Annotated in this window: 12 protein-coding genes; all 12 read left to right on the top strand. The window is 60.5% G+C overall.

The window, feature by feature from the left end:
• Positions 1 to 111: 111 nt before the first annotated feature.
• Positions 112 to 432 carry a helix-turn-helix domain-containing protein gene (locus IF809_RS14960; protein WP_038936601.1) on the top strand — a complete coding sequence of 107 codons (321 nt, stop codon included), beginning with the start codon at positions 112 to 114 and terminating at the stop codon, positions 430 to 432.
• Complete coding sequence (locus IF809_RS14955) at positions 429 to 1352, top strand: ImmA/IrrE family metallo-endopeptidase (protein WP_038936602.1); 924 nt, start codon at positions 429 to 431, stop codon at positions 1350 to 1352. Before IF809_RS14960 ends, IF809_RS14955 begins: the two co-directional genes overlap by 4 nt.
• A 16-nt stretch (positions 1353 to 1368) precedes the next feature.
• On the top strand, positions 1369 to 1674 hold the full coding sequence (locus IF809_RS14950) for a hypothetical protein (RefSeq protein WP_202949171.1): 306 nt from the start codon (positions 1369 to 1371) through the stop codon (positions 1672 to 1674).
• Positions 1675 to 1970: 296 nt separating this feature from the next.
• Complete coding sequence (locus tag IF809_RS14945; protein ID WP_038936603.1) at positions 1971 to 2621, top strand: DUF4365 domain-containing protein; 651 nt, start codon at positions 1971 to 1973, stop codon at positions 2619 to 2621.
• Entirely contained in the window at positions 2618 to 2881 is a 264-nt protein-coding gene (locus IF809_RS14940) for a tetratricopeptide repeat protein (protein WP_038936604.1), read from the top strand. Before IF809_RS14945 ends, IF809_RS14940 begins: the two co-directional genes overlap by 4 nt.
• 483 nt (positions 2882 to 3364) lie before the next feature.
• Positions 3365 to 4315: a hypothetical protein gene (locus tag IF809_RS14935; RefSeq protein ID WP_155795455.1), complete on the top strand. Its 951-nt coding sequence runs from the start codon at positions 3365 to 3367 to the stop codon at positions 4313 to 4315.
• 111 nt (positions 4316 to 4426) lie between these two features.
• The gene (locus IF809_RS14930; protein WP_038936608.1) at positions 4427 to 5005 is read left to right on the top strand and encodes a uracil-DNA glycosylase family protein; all 579 of its coding nucleotides are present in this window, start codon (positions 4427 to 4429) and stop codon (positions 5003 to 5005) included.
• Between the two features lie 395 nt (positions 5006 to 5400).
• Complete coding sequence (locus IF809_RS14925; RefSeq protein WP_049803087.1) at positions 5401 to 6855, top strand: ferritin-like domain-containing protein; 1455 nt, start codon at positions 5401 to 5403, stop codon at positions 6853 to 6855.
• A complete protein-coding gene (locus tag IF809_RS14920; RefSeq protein WP_038936610.1) occupies positions 6852 to 8231 on the top strand; it encodes a hypothetical protein in 1380 nt (459 codons plus the stop codon). The genes IF809_RS14925 and IF809_RS14920 overlap by 4 nt, the downstream gene beginning before the upstream one ends.
• Positions 8228 to 9103, top strand: a complete 876-nt coding sequence (locus IF809_RS14915) for a hypothetical protein (RefSeq protein ID WP_049803088.1) — start codon at positions 8228 to 8230, stop codon at positions 9101 to 9103. The genes IF809_RS14920 and IF809_RS14915 overlap by 4 nt, the downstream gene beginning before the upstream one ends.
• Positions 9104 to 9105: 2 nt before the next feature.
• Positions 9106 to 10452, top strand: a complete 1347-nt coding sequence (locus tag IF809_RS14910; RefSeq protein WP_049803089.1) for a radical SAM/SPASM domain-containing protein — start codon at positions 9106 to 9108, stop codon at positions 10450 to 10452.
• Positions 10449 to 11837, top strand: coding sequence for a flavin-dependent monooxygenase QhpG (gene qhpG / locus IF809_RS14905; RefSeq protein WP_038936613.1), 1389 nt, complete (start codon positions 10449 to 10451; stop codon positions 11835 to 11837). The genes IF809_RS14910 and qhpG overlap by 4 nt, the downstream gene beginning before the upstream one ends.
• Positions 11838 to 12560 lie beyond the last annotated feature (723 nt).

Genomic DNA, 12560 nt, shown 5'->3' with positions numbered 1-12560 from the left:
ATTTGTACGTCTACTCCGAACAAGATGGGGAGCTTGAATGCGTCTGTCAAGGGACTTAGAATATAGCTACTCCGAACGCGGGGTCGGGCGGATCGAGTGGAAGGACCGGCTATGAAATTTGGTGAGCGAATCAAGGACTTACGAACGAAGAAGGGCTTGACGCTCGATCAGCTCGCGCAGGAGACCGGGTCATCGAAGAGCTATATCTGGGAGCTCGAAAACAAGAATCCGCCCCGGCCGTCCGCCGAGAAGCTGTCTGCGATCGCCAGCGCGCTGGGGGTGACCGTCGACTACCTGTTCGGGGCCGACACGCAGACGCTCAGCGAAGCGGAGGATACCGCCTTCTTCCGGCAGTATAGCGGCCTGCCGGAGGAGACGCGCAGGCAGATTCGCGAGATGGCCCGAATCCTGGACACAAAGACCCACAAATGAGCGAGCCGAGCCGTCCACGGCCGCTGAAGGAGGCGGCGCGCATCACGCAGATGCTCGACCTGGTCCTTGGAGCTGATCGGTTTGATCGCGCTCCGGTCGACGTGATCGGCCTCGCGCTGGAGTACTCGCGCAAGGTCGCGCCTGACAGCCCGATCCACGAGGTGGTGGAGCGCAATATTTCGGGCTGCGTCGGCGCATTGGTCTATGGCGAGGCGAGGCCGCGCCAATGGGCCATCATGTACCATGTCGGCCAGTCTGACGGACGCCGCTCGTTCACCGTGGGGCACGAGTTCGCCCACTACGTCCTGCACCGCCAGTTGATCGAAGAGGACGGGCGTTTCGACGGCGGCATCTATTGCGACGAGAATGCGGTGGTTCGTCGCAGCGGGTCCGGCATCGAGCAGGAAGCCGATGAGTTCGCTGCAGCGTTGCTGATGCCGTTGCATGACTTCCGTCGCCAACTGCCAGCTAAGGCTCGCGCCGATTTCGAGACGCTCGGCCGGCTCGCAACGCGCTATGGTGTTTCACTAACCGCCGCAATCTTGCGCTGGCTCGAATTCACGGAGACGCGGGCGATCATGGTGGTGTCGAATGAGGGTTTTGCTCATTGGGCAAAGCCGAGCACTGCAGCGCTTAAATCGGGGCGCTATATCCGCACGAGGGAGACCGTGTTCGAACTCCCCGCGCAGGCCTTTGCGGCACGATGCGACTATTCCGACGCGGCACGGACCGGTGTCACGCAACAGGCTGGAGTCTGGTTTCCGGAGCCAGTACTCGAGATGTGTTTTCGTTCTGAGCGATATGATCAGGAAATCACGGTGCTCCAGTTTGAGGCGGATGGCCCGCGCTTCCAAGAGGAAGAAAAGGAGAGTGACGTCTTCGATCATTTTGTACGGAACGGACAGGCTCCGGATCGTTAGCGCTTAAGCGGATCAGTTGATGGATTTTGTTCATATTGCGATTTCTGCCCGCCTGGCCCACGGCGATCTCGTCTCCGCCGACGCTGCCCTTGAAACCGGCCCCACCGATGACGGCGTCAGGCTCATTCTGATGAAACAGCTTCTGGTGTCCTGCGCGAACGTCACCGATCTCGAGCTGATCTGCCGTGCGCTCTACAAGGACCATCCGGCCATTTCGGAGATCATCACGCCGCATCGGCGCAACTTCGATTTCGCCAAGTACATCCGGAACATCGCGGTTGGTCACGTCAACCCGGCGCTCAGCCAGAAAACCCAAGCTTAACGTCGTTCTGATGAAACCTGGCGCGTCGGCCGAGGCGTTTCTGGGCTACGCGGTGTTGGAGAGCGCGATCAACACTTTCGTGGATGGCGAACGGCACCGCATCTTTGAAAGCGACACCGACCTGGCTTACCCGCCGGACCTAACCCGATTCCTAAATTTCTTGGGGGCGACCGTGCATGTCGGGATCGCCTGGTGGCCGCCGCCGCGCTCGAGCAAGCCAACCTGCCCGACTTCAACGAGAACTGGCTGGAGTTGTCCGCCAAAGCGGGCGCCACTGACTACGCGCAGGGGTAGGGATGGCTGACGATCTAGAACACCTCGACGACCTGCCGAAGCGTGACGCCAATCATGTCAGGGAGGAGAAGGCGGAAATGGCCTTCCAGGGGCGCCTCACGGCGAGCGGTCGCTTCATCCTCCAGCGCGCCGACCGCAAGGACTATGGTACGGACTGCGAGATCGAAGTTGTCAACCAGGAGCAGGCGACCAACGTTAGGGTCCACGTGCAGCTCAAAGGGACCGAGCGCCCGCTCAACGCGGATGGCTCTCTCAGTATTGAGGTCAGCCGCTCAAACCTGAATTACCTGCTGATGCACCCGCACAGCTTCTACGCTGCCTACCACATCCCGACGTCGTCGCTGCGCATCTGCCTCGCGGAGAGGGACAGGATGTTGGCCGGACCTACGCGGAATTCCGTGCCGAGTTCGACTGCCAAATCGAGCACGTCGACGACAAGGATGAAGTCGCCTTCTTATGGGATCGCCTTGGGCACTGGGCGCAAGATGAAGCGAACTGGATTGAGGCTGAGTTCTGTTTTCGGAAGGCCTACGATCTGGCGGGCGGTCACTACGGCTACTGTCTCGGGACCGCCCTCAACTTTCTCGGGCGGTTTAAAGAGAGCCTGCCGATCCTGCGCGAACAGGCCGAGGGCATCCAGCCTGACGCCGTGAGCTGGTTTCAGCTCGGCGTGGCCTATGGCGTTCTTGGCCAGTCCGCGCAGGCCATCGACGCCTATGAGAAGGCCCTCGCGCTGGATCCCGACTACGATCTGGCGATGTTCAATCTCGGCGGCACTTACTGGAACAGGGGGGAGAAGATTGAGGCTTTGGCGATTTGGACCACGGCCATCGACCGCTTCCCAGATCACGAGCTCGCCGCCAAACTTCGACGTGACATGTCTGTCTTTTTTCGGCCCGATCCCAACCGATGAACCCTATCTTTGGACGACGTCGGTCCCGCTCAGCCGAGGGATCGCCAAGCGGATGTGACGGTGCTTTTCACGGGGGACATTTGGTCGGCAAGCATGGCCGGTGACAGTGCGGTCTGCATTCCGAAATATTGCTTGCTATCGTCGTTCTTGACGGTAGTTTTTTTCGGCCTATCGGAAGTGCGTTGGACGAATAAAATGTCCATGTGGGGCACTCCCTGCCGATAGATGCTGAAACCTCGAAAAAATTTTCGCCGGAAAAATTCTGCGAAATCAAAAGCGTAGGATTTTGACGGTATCAGTGTCGGTATTTTGCACTGCGCAGGAAAAATTTGACAATAAATTCAATTAATTAGATGGTGTTTGAACAATCGGGGATCATCAACAAGAAGCCTGGCCAATGGAATGGAATCCACTATCCCCGCCGGACCGAACGCGCTTGGTCCGATACCACGTTACTAACTAAGTCGTCGAGAGGGCCCCTATGTGACGAGCGACCGCATCGTCTCGGATGCGCTGATCGACCATTTCGTCGGCCCCCCTGAGCCGCGCCCCATTCAGGACGGGCAGGCGCTCGATGGCCAGGCCAGTCCTCTCGGTCTCCCGTTGCATGCGCTCCAAGTGTTCCAGTGTCAGCCGCCGCGCGGCGAGCAGCTGCTTATCGCGCTCCAGGCTTTCTGCGAGGCTGAAAATCCTCGCGCGCAAGCTGGGGACGAATGTCATTGGAAAAGTAGCCTGCGGCCTTACTGCGACAAAGCGTTGGTAAAGCGCGGAGCATTGAGCAAGGAGCGTCCCTGTTTGAGTCCGGGACGAAGGAGCGGCGCCACAGGCAACAACGCGCAAATCTGGCGCGTAGCTGTCCGTCTTGGAAGGTGCTTCGTGTATCCTGTGCGCTACGCGGCGGGATGGGCGGTCGTGCATCGGATCAGCCGGCATCCCTTCGAACACAGCCTCGTGCCGTGGGCGGCGATCAAGGCGGCGGCGGACCACATTGATCCGCAGCTCGCCGCGCCGCTGCTGCTGGCGCTCGGCGCGCAATTGGCCGTCAACTGCGATGCCGCAACCCTGGAGGCTCTTCGCAGCACCAACACCTCCGACGCCCGTGTGGCGCTCGCCCTGTCAAGGATCGACGACCGTCGAGCCGTGCGGGAGCTGGCGATCAAACACGCTCTTCTGGCGGTGGACCACCCATTCTTCGACAACAGCGATGACGTCTCGACGGAGGACACCCCATTACCCCGCTGGCCGCTCTCCTCTCGCGGTCGCGCCTGGCTTTCGTCTCTGCAGGATGGCGCCGACGTAGAGTCGACTCTGTTGTGGATGATGACCCAACGAACGGGCCTGCCACTGATCGACAACGGATTCGACCCAAGGCTGCTGCGGCGAAAGGAGGGCGTGCCGATCATGACCTTCGCCGAGATTTTCGGGATGGAGTGACGGTCGCGCGGCGGCGCAAGCTGTCATGGCAACCCGAACCGCAATCTGGCGCAAGGCTCTGGGCACAGGCAGCCGGTCGCATTCAACTACAATCAGGAGGATCGCCAGTTCATGGTGCAGGGAGAAGAACAGGAGAAAAGGGTTTGTGTTCGGCACAAGTTTGCAGACCATGGGCTGAACCCGGCTGTCGAAACGATTATTCTCGGGACATTCAATCCGGGCCACGAGGCCAACAAGGCGGAGTTTTTTTACAGCAGTCCGAGAAACCAGCTCTGGAGGCTCCTGCCCGGCGCGTTCGGCGAGCAGGATCTGCGCCGCGCTCAACTCGCTGAGAAACTCGAATTCCTGTCGCGCAGGCGCATTGACTTTGTTGATCTGATATTCGAGGTCGAGGTTGGGGAAGGTCGCGAGTGCGATCGGCCGGACGCCTACATCGATAGTCGCGTCACCCGGTGGCAGGACGTCATTTCGGAACTGGAAACTCTGCAATCACTGCGCCAGGTCTGCTTTACGCGAAGGGGAGTTGACGGCATTCCGAACATGAGGTCCAGGATCGAGGAGATCGAGCGATATTGTGGCCGTCGCGGTCTGGTGTTCAAGCGGATTGTCACGCCCTCAGGGGCCTACAGAAGAGAAGATAAGCAGTCAGAGTGGACCGGTTTTTTCAATCCGCACGATGATACGGATTAAGAGGCTTTCGCTTTAACGGTTGCGCAGCGCGGTGGAGTTTGTCTCAGAATTCGCTTGAATATCTGGTGCAACCTCTAATAGCATAGCCGGATTGTATCGAGCGCTGTTTTTTAAAGGCGCTTTTTATCGCGGACCTTTCTCAAGAGCGGCGAACCCTGCTTCGCATTGCGCCGGCCAGGTGTGCCTTGTCCGGTATCGAACCCGAAATGTTGGTCGATAGCCGCACTGCAGCATTCAGTGAAGGAGGTATTATTTGCCGCTACTCGTTGATTGGCCACCGCTCGACGAAGATTGGCCCCGCAGAGCGGTAAGCCATCACCCCGAGCCTTTCATCTGCGAGGGGGCAGGCAGGTATTCTCAGTCAGTTTATAGAGTTTGATGTGGGAGAATTTGGAATGCGAAGCCGTGTCACGTTCCAGCTGCAGCGGATCCTCGAGCAGACGCACGAGGCAAAATCACTTCAGGCAATGAGCTTCGCGAAGGCGCTCGCTCCCGGCGCGCAAACCACCAGCCGACCTGACGTCCCCGACGGGTTCTCGGCGCACGATTATGCGATTTTTCTGCTGCACGTCGCCGCCGAGATCGAGCACGGCCTTCTCATCCAGTATCTTTTTGCGGCTTACTCGCTTGGCGGGCCTCAGGTGCCAGAGGTGCATCGGGACGAGGTAGCGCGCTGGCAGAGCATCATCCTGGGCGTTGCGCGCGAGGAAATGGGGCACCTCATCACGGTCCAGAACCTGCTGAAGCTGCTCGGCGGCCCGCTCAATCTCGAGCGCGACGACTTCCCCTGGGACTTGCCGTTCTATCCTTTCCCGTTCGCGCTCGAGCCATTGAGCCTCAAACTGCTCGCCCGCTATGTCTGCATCGAGAGTCCGCAGAAATGGCCGGATCGCTGGGTTGGACGCAAGGCGGACATCGAGAAGCTGGCATTCCCGGGCGGCGCGAGCGACTTCAAGCGGGTTGGCGTCATCTACGCGATCTTGAAGTCGCTGCTTGGGGACAAGAAGCAAATACCCGACGCGCTGTTCCATGCAGACACCCTGAGCTTCCAGGCGAGCTTCGCCGAATGGGGCCGCGGCTACGCGAAAGGCGCGCGGGGCGCAGTCGAGAAACGAGCCGAGACCCCTGATGTCCTCATCATGACTGCCCATTCCCGATCCACTGCGTTGCAAGCCCTCGATGCCATCGCCGAACAGGGTGAAGCTGCCACCGATGACGTCAAGGACCCGTCGCCATCGCATTTCGAGCGGTTCATGGAGTTGTTCCTCGCGATGGAGGAGGCGGGATCGACGTGGAGTCCCTGCCGGCAAGTCATCCCCAATCCTCGCGCTGTCGGCGATCCCGGTGCGGTGCCAGGCACGAATTATATCGACAACGACACCTCGCGAGCCTGGGCGCGCCTTCTCAATCTGCGCTACCGCATGCTGCTTGCCTACGTCGCCCACAGTTTCCGCATCTCGGGAGACTATGGTCCGTCCGACGGACTGACACGGGGGTCGGTGCTCAATCGCGCGTTCGGCGAGATGTATAATCTCAGGGCGCTAGCAAACATATTGGTCACGCTACCTGCAGGCGATCCGGCCAAGCCGGAGCGCGCCGCGCCCAGCTTCGAGCTTCCTTACTCGATGGCGCTGCCGGTGCTCGAGCGGGATGCGTGGCGCCAGCATGTCGATCTGTTGCAGGCCTCGGAAGCCCTGATCGCGCGGCTACGCGGAAGTGCCGGGAAGGGCGCCGATTCCTTCCTGGAATCGCTTGCTGCGCTCGACGCTCAGGCGATCAATGTTTTTGAAACCGCGATGCAACGGAGTTCCGCACCGGGTCTGGCATACGGCGTGGGAGGACGCGCATGACGATCCACGAACTTCGTATTCTGCCGCCGCTGGCGGTCGCGCGGCTTGGCGCCTCGTCGACGCCGCTGGCGGCCTATCGGCTGGAAGTCGATGCGGAAGCGGCCCTTGGGTATCGCAGGATCGTTCCGGACGAGACATTCGAGCTGCACGTCGAGACGGGCGAGATCAAACGCGCTTATGTGCCTGAGCGGATCAAGTTTCGCGACGGCGACGACGTGCGACCGGTTGCGCCCTTCCTCGAGGTGTTCGCGCGAACCGCCGACGATGTGCTCGAGCCGTTGACCGTTGAGCTGCTTGCCGCGTACGGCCTCACGCCGGCAAATTTGAGCTGGATCGTTCACCTCGGGTGCCGGAAGATCGAGCGCCGCACCTTCGATCCCAATGATCGGATCGAGGCTATCGTCAAAGTCGATGACCACGCCCGCCATCCCGTTCTGGCCACCTGCGCCAATTTCCGCGACAATAAGACGCTGCCGCTTGGTTGGGTGCAATATGTCCGCCCGAACGAAGAGTTCCCCGAGATTCGCTTTCGCTTCACGCCTGCGGCAGGTCGTGTCTACGGTGCGAGTCCGTCCGGTAAGCCCTATGATCCGAAGGGGCCGGAGCCGGTGCATACTGATTCGAATGTGCCGCCTGAGCGCATCCTCTACGATCCGGCGAAGGGGGGCTGGCTCGGCTATAAGGAGAGTGGGACGGCAAGTTACCTGCTGACCAATCCCGCCGCGATTTTCACGTCGGTCGCCGACGGGAGCGCGGGCTATTTCGACGACGAATGCGACGGCGTGATCTCGGTTTCTCTTCAGGTCGGCGGCAAGAAGCTGTCCGCCTTCGCGCGTATCGGTGCCGGACCGCCGACCTTCGCGCCCGACACGATTCCCATTCGTACTGTTGCCGACGAATTGGAACAGGCCGCCTTCGGCGTGACGCATGACGACCCGGCAACGCTCGCCGAAGCCGAGGAGATATTGCGGCGCGCAGTCGAGACCGTCCGGCTGTTCAACACCGCAGCGTTGAACGCCAACACCATCCAGGGCCGCACAAATCAGACCAGCACGATGGCGCGACAGGATTCGAATGATTTCGGCCGCTATTTCGAACCGATCATGGCGCCAGCGATCGTCGACAATCGTGCGATTCTCGCGCTGCATCAAAATGTCCTCACTGCGCTGCGTAGCGGCACCGGCGCCTGGTTCGGCGACGCGCTCCGCCGGCCCGAGGAAGTCGGCGACCTCAGCGATATTGGCCGACGCAAGATGCCTGCTATGATGCGCGGCGCTGACGGCCGGCATTTGGTGCTGACACGCCGCCAGATCGACGCCGTCGTGACGGCCGCCATGGGCAGCCTGTTTTCCGATCCAGCCGAGGCATCCGCATGAAGATCTCGCCGAGCAATCTCGCCGCCCAGCTAAGCTATCGCGGCCGCGGCAACCCGTGGAACACGAAGCCGGTCACGGCGATCTCAAACTGCTTCCCTGGCCTTGAATTTGATTTTCGGGTCATTTGGCGTCGCATGTTCGAAGGCCTGACGTTGATCGAGTGCCACAACCTCGTCGTTGATGCGGAGCCCCCGCACGCGGGCCTGAAGCATCACCGCCTGCTCGCGATCGAAGATCCTGCGACCGGCACGGGTCGACTGTCACTGGTGATGCCGACGAAGGGCGTTCCGATGCCCGGCTATGAAGGCGATCTTGGTAACCTGAACAACAAGAATGGAGTTTCCTTCATGGAATGGGCGAACAGCCTGGCGCGCATCCATGAGGCACGCGGCCGCACGATCTTTGGCTATTTCACGGCCAAAAAATCTCCCGAAGAAGTTCTGATGCCAGAAAAGGAGGCGGACGTCGCCAAACTCATCAAGGTGGAGCTCACCGTCCGTCCAATCTTCGAGACGAGCCCTGTCGACGGCAAGCCGATGGCCCCTATATCGCGGCAGCTTGTTGAGCCGGGCGAATTGACCCAAGGGCTCTGTTCGCCCTGGCAGAACGACTATCGCGAATGTGCCTGCTATTACTGGGCCGCAAGCCGCCCGGACTACGTCAATGTCGTGGACGGAGCCGATGGCACCAGCACAGGCAACAACTGGATGGCGATCGATCGACCGGCAGGCGGAGGCTACGTTCTCGATGATCGCAGCGATGGCGCGGTCTGGAGCTATGATCAGTTGTTTCAGAACTGGCAGGGCTTCCTCAAGTTCGTGGTCGGGGGGTCGGAAGAGCAGGACCGGCTCGATCGCGAGGACAAGAGTTAGCTATGGGGATCGCGTCCGCCACTATCGATGCGGCACGTCCACGATCACGTGACGTGCATCTCCTGAAATGGAGAGATGCCACGCAGCTCTTCCTTCCCGATGGCAGCCAGCTCTTCGACATCGACCAGGAGCTGGCCGAAGCGCTGACGCGCGCCCTGGAATCCGACGATGGCGGGGGGGCCGTAGAGAAACTGCTCGCCGAGCTTGACGTCCTGCCTGTGTCAGATCGTTGTTCGAGCCTGCCCGAGGACCGGCGCGTGCGCTCCCTTTCTCTCGCTGTTGCCCAAAGTTGCAATCTCGGCTGCAGCTATTGCTATGCCCAGGGAGGGGCGTTCGGCAGCGCGCCGAAAGGCATGAATCTGGAAACGGCACGGGCTGCGATCGAATTGATGTTGCGCGAGACCGAGCCAGGCGAGCGGGCCAACTTGGCCTTTCTCGGCGGCGAACCCCTCATGGGCCGCGATATTGTTCACGGCGCCACCATCTATGCCGCGCGACGTGCCTCTGAGCGCGGGATTAAGCTCTCCTTCTCGATTACCACCAACGGAACGCTGATAACCGAGCGCGACATCGAACTGTTCGATACGCATGGCTTCGCGGTCACAGTCAGCCTTGACGGAATTGGCGCAGAGCATGACCGCCAGCGGCCGTTCAAGGGCGGGCGCGGCAGTTATGTTAGGATTCTCGAGCGGATCGCGCCGCTACTTCAGCGCGCACATCTCTGCCAGGTGTCGGCACGTGTGACGGTGACGCCGCGCAATCTCGATCTTTCGCCAATGCTCGACGAATTTATCGACCTCGGTTTCCACAGCGTCGGTTTCTCGCCGATGCTTTCGGCACCCGACGCCGGGAACGAAATGCAGCACAATCATCTGATCGAGATGCTCGAACAGATGCTAGCGTGTGGACGCGCATTCGAGGCTAGGACGATCGATGGGGAGCGCTACCCCTTCCTTAATATGCTGAATGGCCTGCGCGAAATCCATCGCGGAACGCATCGTCCTTATCCTTGCGGCGCAGGCGCGGGCTATCTCGGGGTTTCGGCTGACGGCGAGCTTGCCGCTTGCCATCGGTTTATCGACGCGCCCGAAGGCGCAATGGGCAACCTTGCCGACGGCGTAGACCGAGTAAAGCAGACGGCATGGCTTCAAGCGCGGCATATCCATGCACAGCCGGGATGCCGGTCATGCTGGGCGCGCTATCTCTGCTCAGGCGGCTGCCATCACGAGACGCTCAGCCGCGGCCGCCCGGCATGCGACTTCATCCGCGGCTGGCTGCATTATGTGATTGGCGCTTATGGCCGCCTCGCGCGGGCTCGCCCCGATTTCGTCGACCAGATTGCTCGATGAGCGGTGCGACCGAAATTCTTGTCGTCGGTGGAGGACCTGCGGGCAGCGTCGCCGCTTTAATGCTGCGCCGCTTGGGATTTCGGGTAAGACTGACCGAGGCGAATGATCGCCCGCGGCCGCATGTTGGCGAAGCTATCAGCCTGGGCGTTCACCGGCAGCTCATGGATCTCGGACTTGGTGAGGCATTGGATCGTGCCGGTTGCCGGTCATTTGATGAATACGACGAGCATTGGGAGCAAGCTGAGGCCATCGTCCGGGAAGCACCGCCTGGATCAGCGACGATCGACCGCGCACGTTTTGACGCAACCCTCTGGAACCTGTGCCGCGATGCTGGAGTCGAGGTTCACCTGGGCCAAAAGGTCGAGCGAGTCGATCGGCCAGTGGGAGGCGGCTGGAATGTTCGGATCGTCGGTGGCGAGCGCTACCACGCCGCTTTCTTGATCGACGCGACGGGACGGAGAAGCCTTCTTCCCAGAGCGCGTCGCGCGTCCGGACCGCGGACCTTTGCGCTCTACAGCTACTGGCGAGGCGAGGGCCTACCGACCCGTCCGCATATCGCGGCCGGCGCCAGTTGTTGGACATGGGCGGCGCCGGTCGACGGACTAGGCTTCCACGCGATCCTTTTCGTCGATCGTCATGCCCTTGCCGAGCATGGTCCCGACCTTCGCGAAGCCTATATTCGGGGCCTTGCGAAGACAGGATTATTTTCTTTGCTTGCAAATCGGGCGAATTGTTCGGTGGTCTCAGCCTGCGACGCCAGCGCGTGGTATGATGACGAGTCTTGCGGGCTCGATTTCATCAAAGTCGGCGAGGCCGCGCAAAGCCTCGACCCACTGGCGTCAATGGGAGTGCAGAAGGCCATCCAGTCGGCGCGGAGCGCTGCGGTCATCGTCAATACTTTGCTGCGTCGCCCTGACGCGCAGTCGATCGCCTTGGCTTATTACCAAGATCTGCTCAAGCGATCGGCGCGCGCCCATCGCCGCGCGTCAGCAGAGATTTACGCGCGTAGTAGATTTGCGGACATGAGTTTCTGGCAGGCGCGTTCCGAAGAAGCCAATTCGAGGGGTAAGTTGCGAAAGCCCAACTCGCTGTCGTTCTCGGGTACGGCCCCCATCAAGCTGGATACGTCGCGGCTGATCGAACACCCTTGCTTATGCGGGGACTATGTCGAGCTGCGGCTTGCTGTGCTTGCCGGGTCGGAGCGGGAGCCCGTAACCTTTCTCGGCGATGCGACCGTAGCGGGGATTGTCGCGGCGGTTAGAAGCAGTGGTACTTGGGGAGCCTTGCGAACTTCGCTCGCGCGTAGCCGCGATGCCACAACAGCAGACCGCATCTGTGCGTGGTTGGTCCACAACAAAATCCTGCACGTGGGCGCTCCCGAATAGCAGGGCCGTTCACGTGTGGCGGTGGCCCTTACAGAAACTCCTTTGGCCACTTTGTTCGACGCGCGGCGGCTGCTTTTTTGAGCTTCTTCCAAGCTACTGACAGGCAAATGGCTGGTGATGTTCTGATCGCGAGGCGGACATTCACTCCAAGCAGGCTTTTATGTCAAGAAGTGCCTCGCAACGCTGAGCAACTTCTTGTCCCTCGACAATGGGGTGTCTGTAGAAAGTGTTGTTACCGGCCGTTCAACGTTGGCGGGTGCTATTGTTTCCGCCTTTTGTTCTTTCGGTCAACTTGCTTCTGCCGGGTAACGCCCCGATTTGCCCGGCTCTGGCCGATGTGGTCCGGGTAGTTCGCCTGCTCCGAATTCTGCGTACACATGGGCGAGGTTGTTTGCACCGCGGTTCAACGCACAGCGGCGCTCCAGCTTTTCGCGGTTGTGGAAATCAAAGAGATCCGCGCCGGTCGCTCCCGGGTATCGCGTTGGTGGCGTCATGCCGCAAGGCGTGGCCACGGCGGCGCAGGGTGTGGCCACCGCGGCCGCCGCCGCCCTGCAGGCCCGAACTCGCAAAAATAGTAAGCGGTTCTGTCGATCTTTTGGGTTGAAATCTGTTAAAGCGTGAGTGAATAATGATGCTACTTTAAGCTTTATGCACCGATCGTCGGTGCGACAAACAGTCACCAACTACAGTTTGCGCCGCCGGGATCGTAGCTGCTCGGGGAGG

Source organism: Bradyrhizobium sp. UFLA06-24, from assembly GCF_054967145.1.
This window is presented reverse-complemented; position numbering and strand designations above follow the sequence as displayed.